The organism is Limnobacter olei, from assembly GCF_029087225.1.
Lineage (GTDB): Bacteria > Pseudomonadota > Gammaproteobacteria > Burkholderiales > Burkholderiaceae_B > Limnobacter > Limnobacter olei.
In genome coordinates, this window is record NZ_JARFJD010000009.1 from 160,597 (window position 1) to 181,386 (window position 20,790).

A 20,790-nucleotide genomic window follows, 5' to 3' on the forward strand; every position below is an offset into this window, starting at 1 on the left:
CCCGGAATGAACTTGAATGATGTTTATGACCAGAATTGCAGCAAAGGGTTCTGCAGCGCGCCGGCAAACAGATAAAGCGTGCCTCCAATTTCGGCGAGTACCAGTGCCACCATGAATACGGCCAAACCTGCGCGGGGCATGGCGTGTTTTCCCAGTTTGTGAGGTTGCCGTAACTGATTGTCGGGTCCATTCAGCGCCGCCTGTATCAAATAACCCGCTACAGCCAAGGCAAAAAACACAATCACGATTGCTGCCGCGAACAAGTTGTAGTTTGGTTTGAACATGCTGAAATGTGCCAACACGGCCAGGGTGATACAGGCAAAACCGTAGAGCAGGCTGGCTCTGTGGGCGATGTCTACATATGGATGCGCTAAACCTTGTTCACTGCGCCACATCTGCAAAAACTTCCACAATCCGCTGAAAAGACCAACGAGCAAAAATACTCCTGCGGAAACAATTGCAAAGGCACTGGCAGAACTGAAGGTCATCGTGGTTACCTCTTGGGGGTAGTCGAATAAGGTGGCCCCCTTTGTGGGAAAGACTCACCTGTGTTTTTGCACTTAAATAGAGGCATCAACACACATGTGCATTATGCACCGGGAGTATTGCCATGGACGATTTCGCAAACAAGAGCTTTGAGGTGACCATGCTGGGCGAGTTGGAGGCCAAAAGAGAGTGGTTTGTTGGCGTTCTGGGCGCCAGTGTGTGCTACGGCCTGATTTTGTGGTTGCTGTAGTGTATTTTTGATCTCTCCCTGCACCCATAAAAAAACCCTCGATGACTCGAGGGTTTTTTATTTACTCAAAGCTCAGCTCAAGCTGGGCCATGTCCTTTCAGACTGATGCCTTTGGCGTCGCCGCAGCGCGCTTGGCGCGCGGGGCAGCAGCTTTCTTGGCGGCAGGCTTCTTGGCAGCTTTCTTCGCGCCAGCTTCACCTTTTACGCCAATTTTTTCGAACAATTGGGCAGCAATTTGCTCAGCTTGTTCAATGGCGGGCTTCAGTGTTTCGTTTTTTTTGGCTTGTTCCAAAGCGCTTACACCCATGGTGATCGCGTTTTCGGTCAAAGACTCGGCTTGTGACAAAGCCAAGGCTGCGTAAGAGAAGCCCTTGTCGATCACAACTGGCAGTTGCTGTTCGAACAGCTCAACACCCTTCTGTGTGTAAACCTGACTCACGCCAACTACTTTTTCCAAGCCTTGCTTGATCTCTGTACGTGCGTTAACAACCACAGGCTTGTCGGCCAAAGGCAGCTTTTCAGCAGCAGTAAATGCGTTGCCCAAACCTTGTGACAGCAGGCCGAATTGTGCTTGTACCAAGCTGTTCAGGGCCTTGGCAGCGGCTTGGTGCTGGTTTTTCAGTTCGGTGTTGGTTTTGGTCAGCAATTCAGCTGTTTTTTCGAAAGCGTACATCGTGAGATCTCCTTGGGTAGCGGGTAGTCAAATTTCGTGACACTTCGCACTATAGGGAAATCGATTACGCAATGAAAGGGTTTGAACCTGAGGCTCTACACTAAAAAACGGTGTAGAAGCCTCAAGGCACTGCGTTTTTAATCCATTCCCTTGGCCTGAACCATGGGCTCCGGCGCCGGTTTTCCTTTAAAGAACTTATTAAGAATAATTGCTACAACAGCCAGAATTGCACCTCCGATATCGGTGTATAAACCGCCCTCAATCATGCAGAGCGCTGCGATGAGCAAAATACCGCGTACTACCCAATTTGAATGTGCTCCCCAGAACCAGCCCTGAATTGCAGCCGCCAGGAAAAACACGCCAATACACGCTGTAACAAATGCACGCAAGATCACAAACCATTCACCTTCCATTAGGAGCGCAGCGTTGTAAAAAAACATAAACGGCACGATAAACGCAGTCAGACCGATCTTGAAGGAAGTAAACGAAGTCGCCATTGGGTTCGCGCCGGAAATACCCGCAGCTGCATAAGAGGCCAGCGCGACTGGCGGCGTAATGGCCGAGATGACCGCGAAGTAGAACACAAAGAAGTGGGCCACCAAAGGTTGAATGCCCAGTTCGATCAGGCCAGGGGCAACCACGGATGCAGCCACGGCATAGGCGGCTGTAGTCGGCATGCCCATGCCCAGCAGAATCGCAATGCACATCGCAAAGAACAGGGCAATCAACTGTGAATTTTCAGCGATGTCCAACAGAATGGAAGAGAACCGTGCGCCAACACCAGTCAAGGCAATTACCCCCACGATGATGCCAGCACAGGCGCACACCGTGATGATCTGGATGGACATTACCCCTGCCAAATCGAAGGCCTTGAATATACTTTTGGGGCCCATTTTGAATGGCGACAGCCAACTTACTACTGCTGCAGCAGCGGTGGCCAAGGTGCCTGCACGAATCACCGAGTAACCCATGAACAGGGCAGCAATCAGAATAATGATGGGAATGAACAGGTAAACCTGCTTCACCATTTTCGAGAATTGCGGTAGTTCATCAGAGCGCATACCACGCATGCCGAGTTTGGCTGCCTCGAAGTCGACCATCAAGTAGGTAGACAGGAAATACAGCACGGCAGGAATGACTGCAGCGATTGCAATTTCCGAGTAGGGGATTCCTGTAATTTCCGCCATGATGAACGCGCCCGCTCCCATGATGGGGGGCATGATTTGCCCGCCCGAGGATGCGGCAGCTTCAATAGCGCCAGCCGTTTTTGCGTGGTAACCCACTTTTTTCATCAATGGAATGGTCAAAGAACCAGTGGCAACCACATTGCCTGCACTGGTGCCATTGATCATGCCCATCAGGCCAGAGGCAAACACTGCCACTTTCGCAGGGCCACCGCGCGCGCGGCCAGCGGCCGCAAAAGCAAAGTTAACGAAGTAATCGCCCACTTTGGAAGCCTGGAGAAAAGCCGCGAAAACGATGAACAAAATGATGTAAGTGGATGACACTGCGGTGGTAGCGCCCAAAATGCCCGCGTCAGTGTAGATGTAGGAGAAAAAGCGGCTGAAATCGAAGCCGTCGTGCGTCAAAAAGCCTGGCAAATAAGGACCGACGAATGAATACACGACGAAAATAATCGAGATGATGACCAAGGCGCTGCCGGCCACGCGGCGTGTTAGTTCAAGGATCAGCGCCAAGCCCACCATTGCAGCCCAAGCGTTGCCGGGTGAGGCAAAAGGTGTACCTGCTCGCATGCGCAATGCGGTGCCATCCAGGTGAACCATGAGGTAGGCGGTACTGGCGATCACGGTTAAAACCAGAGTACCGTCAAGCCAGTTGAATTTTGAGCCTGCCGGGCGCAAGAACCAGGTGGCAACAATCGCGCTCAAGGTTGCTATTGCCAATGGAATACCAAACTGGTTGACTTCCATTTCCGGGGTAATCATTTCACCGGCCGCGATGATCTGTTGCATATCGTACACCGTGTACAGGGCATAGATTGCCGGCAACGCCAGCAGTATTGCAAGCGCCTTGATCAAGCCTTGATTGCCACGCTGGGGTTGATCAATATTCGCAGATGAGTAGGCGATGAAGCCGATGATCAGTGCGCCAGCCACGTGAAGAATGCGAAAGGCCCAGGTTTCTATGGGTGCCACATTCAACGAAAAAACATGCCAAAAGGCATAGCCTGCGGACAGAATGGAAACGAGCAAAGCCGCTTGCTGGGTGAATGTACGCTGATTATTCGCAGGGGGTTCATCGTCAACGCCTTGGGCGATGAGTCTGTCCTCTGCTGCCGTACTGCGTGCGCTATTGGGTGTGGACATGATGGAGCCGATTCAAGATTAATAGGACTTGTTGCGGAGGCGCATCGGGTATCAGATGAGATACCCGATGCTCACCGGATCAAATGGTTTGATCAGTATTTACTTGAGTTTCAAATTTGCTGGGATCTTGAAACCTTTTTCCTCGTAGTACTTGGCAGCACCGGGGTGGAAGGGGATGAAGGTGTTTTTGTCCCAGTTTTGCGCCAAGGTAGTGCGCGCGCCTTTGTGAATGGTCAACATTTTTTCATTGTTGTCCAGCACGGCCTTGGTGGCCTCGTACACAAAGCTTTCTGGCAAATCGCAGTTGGCAATCGCGTAGTTCCACATGGACACAGCACGTGCGTCCTGGGTCAACGTCTTGTAGGTGTTGGCCTTGATAGGGAACGCAGACACTGGGTAGGTGTCCATGATCTTCTTTTGCTCAGCTTCCGTAAATTCAAGAATGTTGATCTTGGTTTGTACTTCAAGCTGGGTTACGGCCGGAATAGGTACGCCCGCGGCAAAGGCAACCACATCGATCAAGCCGTCTTGCAACTGACCACCCAAGTCGCTCCAGCCACCATTTCGGCGTTCAAATTTAACGCCCAGTGTTTCCAGCATTTTGGGAAAGTAGGTGTCTGAGGTAGAGCCGGCTGGACCAAAGCCGATTTTTGAACCGGGCGGAATGTCTTTGATCGACTTGATGCCACTGGAGGAGAGTACTGTGACCGAGAAAGGAGTTTCGTACATCGGGAACATGGCACAAACCTTGTTCATCTTGAGACCGGGGGCCAATGGGCTTTTGCCATCCAGAGCCTCGCGAGCGGGACCCATGGTGGTCATGCCAAATGCCAGCTTGCCTGTGTGAACCAAAGCAAGGTTCTGCGTAGGACCGCCAGTCACTTCAGCCCCGCCTGTGATTCCTACGGTGTCTGCGACCAAATTTGCCCAGCCGGCGCCGTAAGCATAATAAGTTCCGCCTTGTGAGGCCGTGCCTACCGTAAAGCTTTTGGGCCACTTGGATTTGTCGGCGTGAGCTGCACCCATGGCCATTGCGGCCAGGCTGATTGCAACGGCTGATTTTGCCAGAATTGCTTTCATTGGTATCCCCTATGATTTGATAAAACTGCACCCCTTGAGTATTGGGCTTTGTGTTTATTATCGTTCCTTAAATGAACGAATCGAACGTGCAAAAGCACCTTTGTAATGTCTTATTTATAATGTAAATGGGCAATACGGGATGTCCGCAGCAGCATCTGCATTCAATTATTAGTTTATAAATTAATATGAAAATGAAAGGAGGTGAATTTAACCCCTTGGGCGTGTAAAATCACGGCTTTTGCGCCAAAGGGCTGCTGTGTCGATTGAATCTGAAGTCAAGCGTCGTCGAACGTTTGCAATTATTTCCCACCCCGATGCGGGCAAAACTACACTGACTGAAAAGTTATTGCTGTTTGCGGGTGCCATTCAAATTGCGGGTAGCGTAAAGGCGCGCAAGGCGAGTCGCCACGCTACTTCGGACTGGATGGAAATTGAAAAGCAACGTGGTATTTCGGTGGCCAGCTCGGTGATGCAGATGGAGTATCGCGATCAGGTGATCAACCTGCTCGACACACCAGGTCACCAGGATTTTTCCGAAGACACCTACAGAGTACTTACTGCGGTGGATGCAGCCTTGATGGTGATTGACGCCGCCAATGGTGTTGAACCACAAACTTTGCGTTTGATTGAAGTGTGCCGTGCGCGTAACACGCCTATCATTACCTTCGTCAACAAGATGGACCGCGAGGTGCGCGATCCACTCGAATTGATGGACGAAATTGAAAGCACTCTTGGCATTCCCTGTGTGCCATTTGCTTGGCCAGTGGGGCAGGGCAAGCTATTTCACGGTATTTTCGACATTCGCAAGAATCATATGCGCGTGTTCACGCCCGGTGCAGACCGCCGTCGCGAAGACGATGAGGTGGTTGATGGCGACAATCGCGAATTGCTGAGAAGCCGGTTTGGCGCCGAGTTCCAGCAAGCCGAACAGGAAATTGATCTGGTTACCACTGCTGCGCCCAGCTTTGATGCCGCTGAGTTTCTGGCAGGCAAGCAAACTCCCATGTTTTTTGGTTCAGCGGTGAACAACTTTGGTGTTCAGGAAGTGCTGGATGCATTGGTGGATGTAGCGCCCCATCCAGGGCCGCGCAAGGCGATCGAGCGTGAGGTGGCACCCACTGAAAGCAAGTTCAGTGGTGTGGTGTTCAAGATTCAGGCAAACATGGACCCTTCCCACCGCGATCGCATTGCCTTTGTGCGGGTACTTTCCGGGCGGTTTGAGCATGGTATGAAGTTCAAGGTGCTCCGCACCGGCAAAGATTTCCGTCCCACCAGTGTGGTGACTTTTCTTTCTCAGCGCCGTGATCGCGTGGACGAAGCCTACGCCGGCGACATTATTGGGTTAACTACCCACGGCGGTTTGCAGCTGGGTGACTCGCTCAGTGAAGGAGAAGGTCTGCAGTTCACAGGTTTGCCGTTTTTTGCACCGGAGTTATTTGCCTCCGTTGAATTGAAAGACCCCATGCGCAGCAAGCAACTGCAAAAGGGGTTGATGGAACTGGGCCAGGAAGGTGCGATTCAAGTGTTCAAGCCCCTGCTAGGCTCGGAAATGTTGTTGGGTGCCATCGGGCAGCTGCAGTTTGAAGTGGTGCAGGCACGTTTGAAGGGTGAATATGGTGTAGAGGTGCGTTTGGCGCCAAGCCGTTACAGTTGCGCCCGTTGGGTGACCAGTAAAAACACCAACGACTTGCGCCGGTTTATGGATGCCAATGTGGGTCGAATGGTGACTGATGCTGCTGACACCCATGCTTTTTTGGCAACGTCCAGGTTCGATCTGGATGTAATGCAGAAGCGATGGGAAACCATCGAGTTTCACCCCATGCGTGAACATGCCGGGCTTTTGCTGGCCAATCACTGAGCCCCCACCCCCGTGTAAAAACGGGGGTACAATCGTGTCAATATAAAAAACACATCGGTCATGCTATGAGTGAACTGGATTCCCTGCTGGAACAAGTGTCTGGCTATTTTGCGGTGCTTTCTGAGCCCACCCGGCTTAAGATAATTCATGCATTGTGCAACGGCGAGAAGTCTGTAAACGACATCGTGGAAGAGGTGGATTCCACCCAATCGAATATTTCACGCCATCTGAATTTGATGTACCGTGCTGGTGTTTTACAGCGCCGCAAAGAGGGTACTTTGGTGTTGTATCAAGTGAAAGAACCCACGGTGGTGGAGCTTTGCCGCACAGTGTGCGTGCACGTGGCGGCCAAGCTGGATTCTGTGCCAGTTGATTCAAGGCAGCTGCCTGATTTTTTCAAACAACCATAAAAAAACCGGCCTTTACGGCCGGTTTTTTTATTTCCAGACAGTTTTTGGTTTACTTCAACGACTCGATGAGGTCGATGTAATTTTGCATGGCCTGGTCATTGCTTGTGCCCTCAAGGCCTTTCCATGCATCGTATTTTGCACGACCAACAATGTCTGTGAATCCTGGGCGTTTGCCGGTGTTATCGCCTTCCGTGGATTGTTTGAAGAGGGCGTAAATTTTCAACAGGGTTTGATTGTCAGGGCGGGCGGGCAGTGATTTTGATTCCGCAACAGCCTTTTCAAAACGGGCTTTCAAGTCGCTCATAAGTTCTCCTAAGTCTTGTTATGTGTTTTCTTCAGTAATAAAAGATTGGGCCAGGCTTTCAAACAGCTCTTTGGCATTGCCTTGCAAATAGGGCGCCAGCAAACACATTACCTGATACACGCCATTGGCCAGTGCAGCACTCATCGTTGCTTCATCGTTGAAGTGGCGTGGGTCGCGCACATATTCAAATGACAGCCAGTAAGTGGCAACTACCACCATGTTGGTGGCCAGTGCATTGATTTGCGCTTGCGAGGCCATCATGTCGCCAGATTCGACCAGGCCCTGGCACAGGCGGCGTGCAACATCCACTTTGTGTTTCAGGATGCGTTTGAAATGAATTTCCAGGGTACGGTTGCGCGACAGCAAATCGTTCAAATCGCGGTACAAAAAGCGATAGCGCCAAATCAGTTCGAACGACACCTGAAGATACAGCCAGGCATCTTCGATGTTGGCTTGGCGGTTACCGGGCACGTCGAGCAGACCATCAATTTCTTTTTCGAAACTGGCAAAAATGCTGTTGACGATGTCATCTTTGTTGCGGAAGTGATAGTACAGGTTACCGGGGCTGATGTTCATTTCATCGGCGATCACGGTGGTCGTAATATTCGGCTCCCCGAATTCATTGAAAAGCCTTAACGACAAATCAAGAATTCGTTCTCTTGTTCTTCTTGGAGGCTTGCGTTCCATGTTCTGGTCGTCTCCTGTCTGGCCAAAGTCCTGATCAAGCTTAAGACTTCATGCAGCAAGTCTGTTATTGGTATTTTGAATATGATTAGTCTACGTTGTTTTGTCGAGTATTTGGGGCTTCACTGCCCTTGTTACCAGTGAGTAATGGCGTCATTAAGCAGCATTTCTGGTTTTTGCGATCCGTAGGTAACGATCAAGCTCGCTCAGCGAGTCTTCAAGCTGGTCAAATTTGGACACCATTGATCCTGCACGGGCTGCTTTCTTGCTGATCTTGTTGCTCAAATGCAGTGTTGGGTCTTTTAAAACTTCCAGGTTCAGCTCCAGCCCATGCCGCGAAAACCGTTCAGCCAAATCGTAACGGCGTGCCCACAGTTCTTCGCGGGTGCGTTGGTAAGCGTGTTCACACAAGCGGCGTCGGCTGGCATAGCTGAAGGGGTTGGTGAAGAAAAATTCGCCGTCGCCATGTTGGGGTTCAAACAACACAATATCGGCATTGGGATACAGGTGCCCATAACGTTCCATGCCAATGTCCATACGAGAATGGATGATTGATCTGAATGTTTGTGACAACACAAGGGGCAAGCCGCCCTCGTATAACCGTGAGCCCGGCTGGAAAGCTTTGCCTTTGGCGCGACGGCGGTGGTTTTTGGGGTTCAGCCTGTCGTCGTAGGGTACCAGCGGGTTCAGGCAAATCAACAGTTCCACGCCTTCTTTCAACGCAGTGGAGGCATGTAGGGTTTTTTTCAGCGCGCCGTCCACGTAATGCCGGTTGGCAATGCGCGTGGGAGGGAACAGGCCGGGCAGTGAGGCAGAGGCCTGAACCGCTTTGGAGATTGGCACGTCATCAAACCCGGGCATGCCGAAAGGAATGGAATCACCGGAATCCAGATCAGTGGCCACCAGAATGAGGCGGTTGCGAAGGCTGCGAAAATCGTTGGTGCCACCACCTTTGGCAATCAGGTCCGCCATCCATTCATGCAATTCATCGCCATTGAACAAGCCTGTCGGAATGGCTGCGCCTAAACGTTCAATGCAACTGACCCAGGTGGCGTCATCGCGCAAAAAGTAATCGGATACAGCGGTGCCCAGTAAACCGGGCACCTTTCGAAGGCGCATCCAGTATTCTTTCCAGGCCGGGCGCAACAAAATGGAAGGGTCGAAGGCAAACTCTTCGGGTTCGCCTTCAATGAATAGCTTGTAAATTTGATGGGGTGTTAAATCGTGCGCCAAACCTGTGGCAACTATGCCCCCGGCGGAAACACCGACATAAACGCTCATGTCGTTCAGGTCGAGTCCGTCAATTGCCTCGGAAAGTGCAACCAGTGCACCAATTTCATAAATGGCGCCCAAGGGGCCGCCACCAGCCAAGGCCAACCCGATTTTCGGGCCAGGGTTGTGTTTGTTCATGCGGGTTGTGAGCTCCGGCCCCAAAGAGTGTTCGACAAGACCGACGTTGGCCTTGTCGACAAAGGATTCAATTACTCAGCAGACTTTTTGGTGCGCGCGGTGGTGCGCTTGGCGGCGGGCGCCTTGGTGTCCACTTTCTTGCCGGTCAATTCAGCAATGGCGGCGGACAATTGATCGATTCTTTCTGACAGTTGTTGAACATCCTTGTTGGTAGGAACGCCCAAACGACCCAGTGCGCGAGCCACGCGCTCTTCAAAAACCTGCTCCAGTTTGTCCCAGTGCTGGGTTGCCTTGCTGGACACTGAGCCAGCCAGCTTGCTGACTTTGCCTGTCACTTCAACCACTTTTTGATCTGCAAATTTCACGGTTCGCTCCTGAATTTCATGGCCTTCCTTGACCAGGTTTTCCAAAACACGGTTGCTTTCTTCCTGCGCTTTGGTAATGGCGCCCACGCCAGCTGTCCACAATTGTTGCGCGCTGTCTACTGCACCTTTGATGGGCTTTTTCTTACCGGCCATGTTGTCTCTCCTTGTGATGGCGAAATGGCCCATTGGGGCCGCTGCCTTTTTTGTTTATTGTAGTAGTTTATCGATGCCACACTAGAGAAGGCACACTAAACCCTACCTCGTGTTTTCCCGTAAGCACGGTGCTGACAAAACACCGTCAGAGCCCGCATGGAGTTTGAGAATTTCGGGCGGGCAGTTATAGTAAGCCTTCCAAAGACGTATCTTCCATAAAAAAACCCCGCGCGGAGAAGACATACATGAATTATTTTGTGACCGGAGCCACTGGCTTCATCGGTAAACGATTGGTGAAGCGCTTGATTGAGCAAAAGCGCAAAGGCACCATTTACTTCCTGATTCGTGAATCAAGCTTAGACAAAGTACCCGAACTTCAAAAGTATTGGGGTGCGAAAAAAGGGCAGTGTGTTCCGGTGGTTGGCGACTTGACCAAACCCAAGTTGGGATTGAAAGCCACCGAGATTAAAGAGCTGAACAAAAATATTGCCCATTTTTTTCACCTGGCAGCCATTTACGATTTGGCCGCTGATGCGGAAAGCCAGCAGGAAACCAACATCAAAGGCACCGAGAACGCAGTGGATCTGGCCAATGCAATTGGCGCGGGCTGCTTTCAGTTAACTTCGTCAATCGCGGCCGCTGGATTGTATGAGGGTGTGTTCCGCGAAGACATGTTCGAAGAAGCAGAGAATCTAGATCACCCGTATTTCCGCACCAAACACGATTCCGAAGAAATTGTGCGCAAGAAAGTAAAAGGCGCTTGGCGGGTGTATCGCCCAGGTTTTGTGGTGGGTGATTCCAAAACCGGCGAGATGGACAAGATTGACGGGCCGTATTACCTGTTCAAGTTGATCCAGAAAATGCGCAAATTGCTGCCCTCTTGGGTGCCCACTATTGGCATCGAAGGTGGTCGCATCAACATTGTACCTGTGGATTTTGTGGTGAATGCCATGGACCATATCGCGCATCAGCCGGATCTGGATGGCAAAGCCTTCCATTTGGTTGACCCCAGCCCCAACCGAATTGGTGACGTGCTGAACATATTTGCACGTGCAGCCCACGCACCTAAAATGGAAATGCGAATCAATGCAGCCATGTTCGGTTTTGTACCCGGTGCCGTGAAAAAAGGTTTGATGAGCTTGACCCCTGTTCGCCGCATTCGCAATGCATTGTTGAAAGACCTGGCCCTGCCTGAGGAGGTTTTTGGTTACATCAACTGGCCAACCCGTTACGATTGCCGCCAAACACTGGCTGCACTGGATGGCAGTGGCATTGAATGCCCAAGATTAGAGGACTACGCATGGGCCATTTGGGATTACTGGGAGCGTCACCTGGATCCCGATTTGTTCATCGACCGCAGCTTGACTGGTCAGGTCAAGGACAAGGTGGTGTTAATTACCGGTGGTTCATCCGGCATTGGTTTGGCTGCCGCGCAAAAATTTGCAGCTGCCGGTGCGATTACCGTGATTTGCGGCCGCGATGAAGAAAAGCTGGCAGAGGCCAAGGCCTTGATCAATTCCGAAGGCAACACCCTGCACACCTACTCCGTCGACATCGCCGATATGCAGGATTGCGACCGATTTGTTGCGCAATTGCTGGCCGATTTCGGTCACGTCGATATTTTGATCAACAACGCAGGCCGTTCAATTCGCCGTGGTATTGAAAACAGCTTTGACCGCTTCCACGATCTGGAGCGCACCATGCAGTTGAACTATTTCGGTGCCCTGCGTGTTACTTATGGTTTGTTGCCAAAAATGATGGAGCGGCGCAAAGGCCACGTGGTGAATATTTCTTCAATTGGCGTGTTGACCAACGCGCCGCGCTTTTCAGCCTATGTGGCCTCCAAAGGCGCATTGGATGCATGGACGCGTTGTGCAGCCTCCGAGTTTGCGGACTTGAACATTACGTTTACCACCATCAACATGCCGCTGGTGCGTACTCCCATGATTGCGCCGACCAAGCTGTACAACAACGTACCCACCCTAAGCCCCGAGCAGGCAGCCGATTTGATTGCGCAAGCAGTGATTCACAAGCCAGTTCGGATTGCAACGCGCTTGGGTGTGTTGGGGCAGGTGATGCATGCACTGATCCCCAAGCCGGCCCAAATTTTGATGAATACGTCTTTCCGCATGTTCCCGGATTCGGAATCGGCGGCCAAAGGCAAGAAGGGCGGCGGTCCGTCTGCAGAACAGGTTGCGTTCTCAACCCTGATGCAAGGTATCCACTTCTAAGTATTCGGGTCAGGCCCGGTTTTCCGCCAACGGGTAGGCCTGTGCATCTTCTGCAAGCCAGTTGAGAATCAGGTCTTCCGTGGTGGAGTCATTCACTAGAGCCACGTGCCCGCAACCGGGCACAGCGGTGTTTTTTCCAAACTCCAGCTTGCTTGACGCCGGTGGGCACACAATGTTGTCCTGCGGACTCCAGAGGGACCAAATTTTGGTTTGAAATTCCCTGTCGGTTGGGTGCTCGCGCAAGGTTTTCAAGAAGAAACTTCCCCAGGCCATTTGTTTCACATTTTTGCCAATACCTAAGGTAGACAAAGCCGTGCCGTAGTGTGGGCTGCCAATGGTGATCATGCCGGCAATTCTGTGATGCCCGTATTCCGTGGCATGGTAGCGCACTGCTACACCGCCCATGCTGTGCGCAATGATTTTCACCTGTGGCGCGCCTGTAGCCACAAGCAATTCGTCGATTGCTTCATGAATCGCATCGGAATAATTGCGGATTGAACCGATGGCCGGTTCAAGAGTAATTGCATGGGTGCTTACGTCGGCGCGATCAAGCAGGGCGCGTGTACCCGCCCACACAGCGGAATTGCACAGATACCCGTGCACCAGCAACACGGGCAGTGGCTTTTTCTTGCGCCAGGTTTTGCCAGCCAATTGTATGCCGTCCGGCTTGGGTGCCCAGGGTTGAAGCAGCGTGATTAACTTGAGCGACGCAAGGCTTTCTGCAAGCACTGCTTTAACCCAACGTGCAAGGCTGAGTCGGTGAAATCCTTCTCCCTCGGTGCTGTGGAAGTGCAGACCTTTGTCACGCACTTGCGGAATTTGGCGAACACTGTAGGAAAGGGCGAAACCCGAAATGTTAAAGCCGATGTGTGCTGCAAACAGCAGGCCTGCCACCACGGTAACTGCCACAACGGCCGCATCGTCGGCTCGAACACCAAACCAATGATGAAGTGCCCAATACAGGCCAAACATGACTGCAATATATCCAATCCAGTAAAGCCTGTTCAGGTGGCGAATCATGATGCTTAAGCCAGCGCTGTGGCGGCTTGGCCGGTGAGCTCAGCCACCAATTGCTGGCTCAGTTTGTTGGTCAAACCGTAAATGGACAGTTGTGGGTTTGCACCAATGCTGGTGGGGAACAACGAACCATCGTGAATCGACAAATTCTCGATTTGCCAATGGCGTCCGTCAGGGCGTACAACACCCAGCTTTTCTTCGCCTGCCATGGCACAACCCCCCATCACGTGGGCGGAAACTACTTTCATACTCAGTGGTTTCATGTCGAGTTCATTGATCTGCTTCAAGGCTTCATCAATGTTGTTGGCCGGTTTGGAGTACTCATGCACTGGCAGGGTGCTTAGCGCCCCGGCAGCGTGCTGCAACTCCGCCATGGCTAACAAGGCTCTGCGTGCAGCATCCCAAATTGCAGGGGTTAGCTTGTAGTCCAGCACCGGGCTGCCGTCACTGTTCAAGCGCACCTGTCCGCCCACACTGCCGGAATTGAAACCATCGCGCAGCAAAGCCAGTTGCATGTGCGTTTTCGAGAAGTTGCGCATCACGTCTGAATGCTTTTTCGCAAAACCAGGCAGGGTTGAAGCAAAAATGACTGGGTGCAGGGGTGGTGCCTCCAGCTTGAAGCCTACCGGGCCATCAATCGGGTCTGTGTGCAAATAATGGTCGCTGTAAATGGTTTGGGGAGCGCCTGCATCGGCGCGCACTTCCTGTTCCATTCTTGCGGCTGAAATGACAACGGGATGCAAAAAGGTGCGTTCGCCCAAACGGTCGTGCGGATCAGTCGCGTTCGAGCGCAACAACACCGCGGGGGTGTTGATTGATCCACCAGCCAGCACAAAATGTTTGGCGATGACTTCCACCTCCTTGCCAGAGGGCAGCACGCCATCGGGATTCATAACCTGGCAGCGTAGGGTTCTAATGCGGCCCTGGGAAATTTTGAAGGAATGCGCGCGCAGGGAAGCGACCAGTTCCGCACCATGATCAAGCGCAGTTGGAATGGTTGAAACCAGCATGGATTGCTTTGCATTGGTGGGGCAGCCCATGCCGCAGTAGCCCAAGTTCCAGCAGTCTTTCACGTTGCGGCGAATCGCACCCCAGGAAATTCCTTTGGCTTCAGCGCCACGGCGCAAAATGTCGTTGTTCTCATTGGGTGGTACTTGCCAGTCGGCAATGTTCAAGCGCCTTTCTGCTTGTTCAAACCACGGGGCCATGGCCTCCACAGTCATGTCTTTCAGGGCAAACTGGTTTTGCCAGAACGCCAGCGTTTCGGCTGGTGTCCTGAAGCTCGATGTCCAGTTCACGGTGGTGGAACCGCCCACAGTGCGGCCCTGCAAAATATTGATGGCCTTGTCAGCTGTTTTGCGGCCAGCGCTTTCCTGGTACAGCGTGGGGTAGGCCACTGATTCCAGCATTTTGAAATCTTTTGATGTCTTTAGCGGACCTTCCTCAATTAATAGCACCTTCAAGCCTGCCTTGGCGCATATTTCAGCGGTAATACCGCCACCCGCACCGGTGCCAATAATCACTACATCGGCACTCATCTGCTTGGGCATCTCTCGCTTGTGTGCTTCATAGGCTTTCCAGCCGTTTGCGATACCCGCCGCGAACAGGTCGGGCACTAAGCCGCCCGCCAGGGTCCCCATGGGTTTGATTTCTTGTTCAGTCATTGGCAAAGGTGAAGGTCAGAGAACTTGGAAGGGCGGGCCCGGATAGCCCATGTCGACCCACTGGTCGGGCAGTCCATACCAGCTTGCCATCATCAGGTCGTGAAGAGCATGGTAGCCGGGTTGGAGTGCCGGAATGGGGTGGTCCCGGAACGACACCAGGAAGGCTTGCACCTGCGCTGGTGAGGCTTGCTCCCAACTGCTGCCCAAATCGGCAATCAGTCTTCTTCCCACCGGGTTTTCAAGAATATTCAAAAGTTGCCCAAGCTCGGCTTGCGCGTTCGGTGCCAATGTATTGGTTGCACCTACAAACGCGTTTACCGCCGCTTCAATTGCTTGGGTTCTCCCTGAGGCTGGTAGCGCAGGGTCTAGTAGCCCTTCGGCAATGGCCTTCAGCATGGGTATGTGCTGTTGTTGCACAACAGACTGACCTGCGACCACTTCCACTTTGGCAAAGTGCTTGCCCAGCCAACTCAGGCCGCCAGCCAGCAGCAGACCAGCGGCACCGAATTTAAAAAATTGACGTCTGTTCATGAAGCTTCTGTTTATACCTTGCGGGTCAGCAGTTTGGTCATGAAGGCAAACATTTTGTTGTCATAGGGTGGCGACAACATTTCCATGACATGGAAACGGCTTTGTTTAAAAATAGGCTTCAGCTTGGTCATGGTGTCAAAACCAAACTTGCCATGGTAATGGCCCATGCCTGAATCGCCCACGCCGCCAAATGGCAGGTTTTCCTGAGCAATATGAAACAGTGTTTCATTCAGGCACACGCCGCCGGCGATTGTTTGCTTCATCACCATGTCTTGGGTTTTTGATTCATCGTCAAACAAATACAAAGCCAGCGGGCGAGGGCGATCGTTGATGTAATCCAGGGCTTCATCCAAACGTTTGTAGGTGATCACAGGCAGCACCGGACCAAAAATTTCTTCTTGCATCAGCATGGAATCTGGTTTGGCGTTGAATACCAGCGTCATTGGAATTTTACGGCCTGGGCTGTCGGCAGTTTTCATGAGTGTCACCACGCGCGCACCTTGTTCCGCGGCTTCGTCAATTAAGCGTTGTAGGCGGGTGGCATGGCGGTCAGAAACAATGCCAGTGAAGTCTTTGGACAAAATGCCGTCCGGGAAGCGGCGATCAATAATTGCCTTGGCGTGTGAAATCAATTGCTCTTCACAGCCTTCGGGAACCATCAGGTAGTCGGGGGCAATGCAGGTTTGGCCTGCATTGATCGACTTTCCGGACAATGTACGCGCAATTGCATTTTCAAACCGGCCTGGGTTGGCCACGGTGGGCGCGGTGATGATTACAGGGCTTTTACCGCCAAGTTCAAGCGTCACGGGCACCAGGTTTTCACTGGCGGCCTTCATCACCATCTTGCCCACTGGCGTTGAGCCGGTGAACAGCAGGTGGTCGAATGGCAGACGGGAAAACTCCGCAGCAACCTCAGGGCCACCATTGATGACCTGTACCACCTCGCGGCCCAGGGCTTTGGCCAGCAATTCATCGAGCAGGGCACTGAAGCGGGGGGTGTATTCGCTCATCTTGATAAACACACGGTTACCCGCCGCAAGTGCGGCAATCATGGGGCCGATGGATAAAAACAAGGGGTAATTCCAGGGCACGATCACACCCACCACGCCCAAAGGCTGTGGCATCAGGCAAGTGCTCGCCGGCTTGAACCAAATGCTGGCGCCTTCATTGCGAGGCTTCATCCAGCTTTTACCGTGTTTGATGGCGTGGCGAATGCCTTCCAGCGAAGGGAATACCTCTGCCAACAAGGTGTCATTTTTTGAGCGGTAGCCGAAGTCCTCTGAAATGGCCTCAGCAATTCTCAGCTTGTTGTCGTAAATCATGTCGCTCAACGCCATCAGCCAGGCTTTGCGCTGGCTCCATTCCGGGAAGGGGTTGATGCGGTAAGCTTGCTTCAAAGACTCCAAAGTTGCTTTTAGTTCTGCTGCTGTCAATTCTTGGCCGTGTGCTTTGGATGGGGCGTTCATTGTTGTCTCACTCTCCGGTTTAACATTAACGGATGTAAACATAAATTTTGACTATTTTCCATGTCTGATTTGTGCTGCTGTGCAACAAACGATGTGGAGCTTCACCATTTAACGGCAATTGAATCCCTATGATTGATATTCAAAGCTCGCCCTTGGAATTACAAAAAGCCATCACAGCCCTTCGCGTGGGTGAGGGGCGTTCAGTCGAATTTATGCGCTTAAAGAAAGAAATAAAAGTATTTCAAAACAGTAGGTTGGAATTTACTTATAAGGATCTGCTTGAAGATCAGGGCATGCGCGCAGCTTGTCGCTTTTTCCTGGATCAACTGTACTGCACGCACGATGTCAGCACGCGAGACCATCAAGTCGAAAGGGTATTGCCCAAATTGGAGAAGTTGCTGCCAGGTGGGGCGGTAGATACGGTTCGAAAAGTGATTTATATGGATTATCTTGCTGAGCTTCTGGATGATGAAATAACCATGTTTATCAATGAGAAAGAGTTTTATTCTGATAATTTACTTAAAGAAAAATCTTACATTGAAGCTTTTAGAAAACAAGGGCAATTTGATTTGCGAGAGCGTCAAATTTTGTTGGTTCGCGAGGTGGGTGAATCCTTGCGCAAGTTGATGCGCCTGCCTTTTTTACGGCCATTGATGAAGATGACACGTGGTGCAGCGCAAAAGGCGAATTTAGAGGATTTCCACGATTTTCTAAGTCAAGGCCTGGATGCTTTCGCCTCGCTAGAAAAGCCAACCCTGTTTTTTCAGTTGATTCAAGAACGTGAAATGTCCATCCTTGAAGGGATTCGACAAGGAACCTTGTCGAAATTTCCTTGACCGCGCCCACGGTGCAGGTACACATCGCAATCGTAGTGCATTAGAATCCATGCTCTTTGATATTCCGGTATTGTTTTCCATCAATACAAAACAGTTGCGAAGCACGGCAGTGCCCACAAGAAGGAGACATTTGTGACAGATAAAGCCTGGATTCAGAGCTACCCGCCGGGCGTACCCACGTCGGTTGATTTGGATCAGTACCCGTCTATTCGGGATATTTTTGAGGACGCAAGTCGCAAGTTCGCCGACAAAACCGCATTCAGCAACATGGGTACGGCGCTGACCTACGAGCGCCTGGATTCACTAACCCGCGATTTCGGTGCCTACCTTCAAAGCCTGCCTGGCATGAAAAAAGGCGACCGTGTCGCCTTCATGATGCCCAATCTGCTGCAATACCCTGTTGCCATGTTGGGTGCAATCCGCGCTGGTTTCGTCGCCGTGAACGTGAATCCGTTGTACACCCCCACCGAGCTTGAACATCAACTGCGGGACTCAGGCGCCAAGGTGATTGTGGTGTTCGAGAACGTGGCTCACACGCTGGAAAAGGTAATCAAAAATACGCCTGTCGAGCATATTGTGCTGGCTTCCATGGGTGAAATGCACGGTTTCTTCAAGCGTGTTTTGCTGAATTTTGTGGTGCGCTATGTGAAGAAGCTGGTGCCGGCGTTCAACATTGCCGGGGCCATTACCTTCAAGAAAGCACTCGCTTTTGGGCGTAATAGCGAGCTACGCAAGGTCAATATTACCCACGACGATTTGGCTTTTCTTCAATACACCGGCGGAACCACTGGTGTAGCCAAGGGCGCCATGCTGACTCATGGCAATATTGTGGCTAACCTGCAGCAAGCATCGGCCTGGTTGAACCAGGACATTGAAGAGGGCAAGGAAATTGCGATCACTGCGCTGCCGATGTATCACATCTTCTGCCTGACTGCGAACATTCTGGTGTTTATCAAGGTGGGCGGTCATTGTCTGTTGATTACTGACCCCAGAAACATGAAAGCTTTTGTGAAAACGCTGGCTGCCGTGCCATTTACGGCGCTTACAGGTGTTAACACCTTGTTCAATGGCTTATTGAATACCCCTGGTTTTGAGCAAGTCGACTTTTCCCATGTGAAGCTGGTGTTGGGCGGTGGTGCTGCCATTGAGCCTGCGGTGGCTGATCGCTGGAAGAAAGTCACGGGTACGCGTTTGTCAGAGGCTTATGGTTTAACCGAGGCCTCGCCTGCGGTGTGTATTAATCCCCTGCACGAGGAATACAACGGATCGATCGGTTTACCCGTACCGTCCACTGACGTGACAATTCGTGACGATGACTTTAACGAATTGCCGGTGGGCCAGGAGGGCGAATTGTGCTTGAAAGGCCCGCAGGTGATGCGCGGTTATTGGAACAAGCCACGTGAAACCGCTGAAATTCTGACCCAAGACGGTTGGCTGAAAACAGGCGATATCGCCTACATGGACGAAAACGGCTACTTCTATATCACCGATCGCAAGAAAGACATGATTCTCGTGTCGGGCTTTAACGTGTACCCCAAAGAAATTGAAGCTGTGGCCACGCTATTGAATGGTATTTTTGAAGCGGCCGCTGTGGGCGTGCCCGATAGCAAAACCGGTGAGGCTGTGAAGCTGTTTGTGGTTAAAAAAGACCCCGATTTAACGGCGGAGCAGGTAATCGAGCATTGCCGCAAGCACATGACGGCATACAAAATTCCGCGACACGTGGAATTCATGAAGGAACTGCCCAAGAGCCCGGTAGGCAAAGTGCTGCGCCGCGAGCTTCGCGACATGGAAAAGAAGCGTTTGCAAGAGCAAGTCAGCTGATTTTCTTCGTTTTTAGCAGGTAATGGCCCTGTGTCGTTGCCTGTTTTCTGAAAACCCACTATAATTTTGGGTTACCTGCTGCTGCACCACGGGGGTGCGGCGGCTTTTCCAATTGTGGAAAATCCATAGGAGTTAATCAATGCGTCACTATGAAATTGCTTTCATCGTGCATCCCGACCAAAGCGAGCAAGTGCCTGCCATGGTTGAGAAGTATCGTGGAACCATCGAAGCCAACGGCGGCAAAGTACACCGCCACGAAGATTGGGGCCGTCGCCAATTGGCTTACCCAATCCAGAAATTGGCCAAAGCACACTATGTGTTGTTGAACATTGAATGCAGCCAGGAAGTTCTTGAAGAACTGGAAACTGCGTTTAAATTCAATGATGCCGTACTGCGTCACTTGACTGTGAAGATGAAAAAAGCTGAAACCGCGCCTTCTCCAATGATGAAGGAAGTTCAGCGTGAGCAAGAGCGTAAAGCCGCTTCTGCCACTGCGTCTTCGAACGACGACAGTTCCGATTCAGACGAGGGTGACGACGAGTAATTTCGTCTTAACACAACACTGAATCAATGAATCAGGAGGAAGCAGCGGAAAATCCAGATAAGGTTGGGGAAGAAGGAAAGGCTGGCATCAACCAGTTCACCTTGACCGCCAAATTGGTTGCAAAATCAATATTGCGATACACCCCGGCAGGTTTGCCCATTTGCGAATTCGAGCTTGAACACGACAGTGAGCAGCTTGAAGCCAGCAAGCCAAGAATGGTGAAGTGCACAGTTTCAGCGGTCGCGCTGGGTGTGGCAGCCAACCAAGTCAGTGGCCTTGAAGTGGGAAGCCTGAAAAACTGGACCGGATTCATAGCGCTTCGTTCGCACAAATCAAAAAGTCTTCGATTCCATGTTTGCGCAGTGCGCGAATGTTGAGGACTTGAAATAGTTGGAGAATATTATGGCTTTTGGTCGTAAAAATGATCGCAAGGGACGTCGTCCACAACAAAACCCCTTGTTCAAGCGCAAGAAGTTTTGCCGCTTCACAGTGGGCAAGGTAGAGCAAATCGATTACAAAGACATCGACACGCTCAAGGATTTCATCAGCGAAAACGGCAAGATCATGCCCGCTCGTATCACTGGTACCAAGGCGAATTATCAGCGCCAGTTGGACACAGCGATCAAGCGCGCACGTTTCCTGGCTTTGCTGCCTTACACCGACAACCACTAAGCAGT

The 20,790-nt window shown here is 51.6% G+C and carries 21 protein-coding genes; 9 read left to right on the forward strand and 12 right to left on the reverse strand.

The window, feature by feature from the left end; translation table 11 throughout:
* Window positions 1-23 precede the first annotated feature (23 nt).
* Window positions 24-488: a hypothetical protein gene (locus PY990_RS06960; RefSeq protein ID WP_275270992.1), complete on the reverse strand. Its 465-nt coding sequence runs from the start codon at window positions 486-488 to the stop codon at window positions 24-26.
* Between the two features lie 122 nt (window positions 489-610).
* Between PY990_RS06960 and PY990_RS06965 the strand changes: the two genes are divergently transcribed.
* Window positions 611-736: a hypothetical protein gene (locus tag PY990_RS06965; protein ID WP_275270993.1), complete on the forward strand. Its 126-nt coding sequence runs from the start codon at window positions 611-613 to the stop codon at window positions 734-736.
* A gap of 97 nt (window positions 737-833) precedes the next feature.
* On the opposite strand, the gene PY990_RS06970 is transcribed toward PY990_RS06965, so the two are convergent.
* The 3 genes from PY990_RS06970 to PY990_RS06980 form a co-directional block, all read right to left on the reverse strand.
* Window positions 834-1,409, reverse strand: a complete 576-nt coding sequence (locus PY990_RS06970; RefSeq protein WP_275270994.1) for a hypothetical protein — start codon at window positions 1,407-1,409, stop codon at window positions 834-836.
* 137 nt (window positions 1,410-1,546) lie between these two features.
* Window positions 1,547-3,736 (reverse strand): TRAP transporter permease, encoded by a 2,190-nt coding sequence (locus tag PY990_RS06975; protein WP_275270995.1) that lies wholly within the window; start codon window positions 3,734-3,736, stop codon window positions 1,547-1,549.
* Window positions 3,737-3,835: 99 nt separating this feature from the next.
* On the reverse strand, window positions 3,836-4,816 hold the full coding sequence (locus PY990_RS06980; protein ID WP_275270996.1) for a TAXI family TRAP transporter solute-binding subunit: 981 nt from the start codon (window positions 4,814-4,816) through the stop codon (window positions 3,836-3,838).
* A gap of 256 nt (window positions 4,817-5,072) precedes the next feature.
* Here PY990_RS06980 and PY990_RS06985 point away from each other — a divergent pair, with 256 nt between their 5' ends.
* Window positions 5,073-6,674 carry a peptide chain release factor 3 gene (locus PY990_RS06985; protein ID WP_275270997.1) on the forward strand — a complete coding sequence of 534 codons (1,602 nt, stop codon included), beginning with the start codon at window positions 5,073-5,075 and terminating at the stop codon, window positions 6,672-6,674.
* 65 nt (window positions 6,675-6,739) lie between these two features.
* Entirely contained in the window at window positions 6,740-7,084 is a 345-nt protein-coding gene (locus PY990_RS06990; RefSeq protein WP_171098628.1) for an ArsR/SmtB family transcription factor, read from the forward strand.
* Between the two features lie 49 nt (window positions 7,085-7,133).
* On the opposite strand, the gene PY990_RS06995 is transcribed toward PY990_RS06990, so the two are convergent.
* From PY990_RS06995 to PY990_RS07010, 4 genes are all read right to left on the reverse strand, one after another.
* Entirely contained in the window at window positions 7,134-7,388 is a 255-nt protein-coding gene (locus PY990_RS06995; protein WP_008249852.1) for an acyl-CoA-binding protein, read from the reverse strand.
* A gap of 18 nt (window positions 7,389-7,406) precedes the next feature.
* A complete protein-coding gene (locus tag PY990_RS07000) occupies window positions 7,407-8,075 on the reverse strand; it encodes a TetR/AcrR family transcriptional regulator (protein ID WP_040512784.1) in 669 nt (222 codons plus the stop codon).
* 153 nt (window positions 8,076-8,228) lie between these two features.
* Entirely contained in the window at window positions 8,229-9,482 is a 1,254-nt protein-coding gene (locus PY990_RS07005; RefSeq protein ID WP_275270998.1) for a patatin family protein, read from the reverse strand.
* A gap of 71 nt (window positions 9,483-9,553) precedes the next feature.
* Window positions 9,554-10,000 carry a phasin family protein gene (locus PY990_RS07010; protein ID WP_105028827.1) on the reverse strand — a complete coding sequence of 149 codons (447 nt, stop codon included), beginning with the start codon at window positions 9,998-10,000 and terminating at the stop codon, window positions 9,554-9,556.
* A 245-nt stretch (window positions 10,001-10,245) separates the two neighbouring features.
* On the opposite strand from PY990_RS07010, the gene PY990_RS07015 reads away from it, so the two are divergent.
* Complete coding sequence (locus tag PY990_RS07015; protein ID WP_275270999.1) at window positions 10,246-12,231, forward strand: SDR family oxidoreductase; 1,986 nt, start codon at window positions 10,246-10,248, stop codon at window positions 12,229-12,231.
* A 9-nt stretch (window positions 12,232-12,240) separates the two neighbouring features.
* On the opposite strand, the gene PY990_RS07020 is transcribed toward PY990_RS07015, so the two are convergent.
* The 4 genes from PY990_RS07020 to PY990_RS07035 are packed head-to-tail and all read right to left on the reverse strand — an operon-like array spanning window position 12,241 to window position 16,909.
* On the reverse strand, window positions 12,241-13,251 hold the full coding sequence (locus tag PY990_RS07020) for an alpha/beta fold hydrolase (RefSeq protein ID WP_275271000.1): 1,011 nt from the start codon (window positions 13,249-13,251) through the stop codon (window positions 12,241-12,243).
* A gap of 5 nt (window positions 13,252-13,256) precedes the next feature.
* Window positions 13,257-14,912: a GMC family oxidoreductase gene (locus PY990_RS07025; protein ID WP_275271001.1), complete on the reverse strand. Its 1,656-nt coding sequence runs from the start codon at window positions 14,910-14,912 to the stop codon at window positions 13,257-13,259.
* Between the two features lie 15 nt (window positions 14,913-14,927).
* Window positions 14,928-15,443 (reverse strand): hypothetical protein, encoded by a 516-nt coding sequence (locus PY990_RS07030; RefSeq protein ID WP_275271002.1) that lies wholly within the window; start codon window positions 15,441-15,443, stop codon window positions 14,928-14,930.
* 11 nt (window positions 15,444-15,454) lie between these two features.
* On the reverse strand, window positions 15,455-16,909 hold the full coding sequence (locus tag PY990_RS07035) for a coniferyl aldehyde dehydrogenase (protein ID WP_275271003.1): 1,455 nt from the start codon (window positions 16,907-16,909) through the stop codon (window positions 15,455-15,457).
* A 128-nt stretch (window positions 16,910-17,037) separates the two neighbouring features.
* On the opposite strand from PY990_RS07035, the gene PY990_RS07040 reads away from it, so the two are divergent.
* The 5 genes from PY990_RS07040 to rpsR all read left to right on the forward strand — a co-directional run bounded on the left by PY990_RS07040 (window position 17,038) and on the right by rpsR (window position 20,785).
* Window positions 17,038-17,745 (forward strand): FFLEELY motif protein, encoded by a 708-nt coding sequence (locus PY990_RS07040; protein WP_275271004.1) that lies wholly within the window; start codon window positions 17,038-17,040, stop codon window positions 17,743-17,745.
* Between the two features lie 132 nt (window positions 17,746-17,877).
* The gene (locus PY990_RS07045; protein WP_275271005.1) at window positions 17,878-19,569 is read left to right on the forward strand and encodes an AMP-binding protein; all 1,692 of its coding nucleotides are present in this window, start codon (window positions 17,878-17,880) and stop codon (window positions 19,567-19,569) included.
* Window positions 19,570-19,708: 139 nt separating this feature from the next.
* Window positions 19,709-20,113 carry a 30S ribosomal protein S6 gene (gene rpsF, locus PY990_RS07050; protein WP_105028835.1) on the forward strand — a complete coding sequence of 135 codons (405 nt, stop codon included), beginning with the start codon at window positions 19,709-19,711 and terminating at the stop codon, window positions 20,111-20,113.
* Window positions 20,114-20,139: 26 nt separating this feature from the next.
* Window positions 20,140-20,490 carry a primosomal replication protein N gene (priB, locus tag PY990_RS07055; protein WP_275271006.1) on the forward strand — a complete coding sequence of 117 codons (351 nt, stop codon included), beginning with the start codon at window positions 20,140-20,142 and terminating at the stop codon, window positions 20,488-20,490.
* A gap of 25 nt (window positions 20,491-20,515) precedes the next feature.
* On the forward strand, window positions 20,516-20,785 hold the full coding sequence (rpsR, locus tag PY990_RS07060; protein ID WP_008249877.1) for a 30S ribosomal protein S18: 270 nt from the start codon (window positions 20,516-20,518) through the stop codon (window positions 20,783-20,785).
* Window positions 20,786-20,790 lie beyond the last annotated feature (5 nt).

Coding starts and splice junctions, on each gene's coding strand:
- PY990_RS06970 (WP_275270994.1), bottom strand. CDS start 1,409: ATGTACGCTTTCGAAAAAACAGCTGAATTGCTGACCAAAACCAACACC.
- PY990_RS07025 (WP_275271001.1), bottom strand. CDS start 14,912: ATGACTGAACAAGAAATCAAACCCATGGGGACCCTGGCGGGCGGCTTA.
- PY990_RS07015 (WP_275270999.1), top strand. CDS start 10,246: ATGAATTATTTTGTGACCGGAGCCACTGGCTTCATCGGTAAACGATTG.
- PY990_RS06980 (WP_275270996.1), bottom strand. CDS start 4,816: ATGAAAGCAATTCTGGCAAAATCAGCCGTTGCAATCAGCCTGGCCGCA.
- PY990_RS07040 (WP_275271004.1), top strand. CDS start 17,038: ATGATTGATATTCAAAGCTCGCCCTTGGAATTACAAAAAGCCATCACA.
- PY990_RS06975 (WP_275270995.1), bottom strand. CDS start 3,736: ATGTCCACACCCAATAGCGCACGCAGTACGGCAGCAGAGGACAGACTC.
- PY990_RS06960 (WP_275270992.1), bottom strand. CDS start 488: ATGACCTTCAGTTCTGCCAGTGCCTTTGCAATTGTTTCCGCAGGAGTA.
- priB (WP_275271006.1), top strand. CDS start 20,140: ATGAATCAGGAGGAAGCAGCGGAAAATCCAGATAAGGTTGGGGAAGAA.
- PY990_RS07020 (WP_275271000.1), bottom strand. CDS start 13,251: ATGATTCGCCACCTGAACAGGCTTTACTGGATTGGATATATTGCAGTC.
- PY990_RS07030 (WP_275271002.1), bottom strand. CDS start 15,443: ATGAACAGACGTCAATTTTTTAAATTCGGTGCCGCTGGTCTGCTGCTG.
- rpsF (WP_105028835.1), top strand. CDS start 19,709: ATGCGTCACTATGAAATTGCTTTCATCGTGCATCCCGACCAAAGCGAG.
- PY990_RS07010 (WP_105028827.1), bottom strand. CDS start 10,000: ATGGCCGGTAAGAAAAAGCCCATCAAAGGTGCAGTAGACAGCGCGCAA.
- PY990_RS06990 (WP_171098628.1), top strand. CDS start 6,740: ATGAGTGAACTGGATTCCCTGCTGGAACAAGTGTCTGGCTATTTTGCG.
- PY990_RS06995 (WP_008249852.1), bottom strand. CDS start 7,388: ATGAGCGACTTGAAAGCCCGTTTTGAAAAGGCTGTTGCGGAATCAAAA.
- PY990_RS06965 (WP_275270993.1), top strand. CDS start 611: ATGGACGATTTCGCAAACAAGAGCTTTGAGGTGACCATGCTGGGCGAG.
- PY990_RS07005 (WP_275270998.1), bottom strand. CDS start 9,482: ATGAACAAACACAACCCTGGCCCGAAAATCGGGTTGGCCTTGGCTGGT.
- PY990_RS07000 (WP_040512784.1), bottom strand. CDS start 8,075: ATGGAACGCAAGCCTCCAAGAAGAACAAGAGAACGAATTCTTGATTTG.
- rpsR (WP_008249877.1), top strand. CDS start 20,516: ATGGCTTTTGGTCGTAAAAATGATCGCAAGGGACGTCGTCCACAACAA.
- PY990_RS07035 (WP_275271003.1), bottom strand. CDS start 16,909: ATGAACGCCCCATCCAAAGCACACGGCCAAGAATTGACAGCAGCAGAA.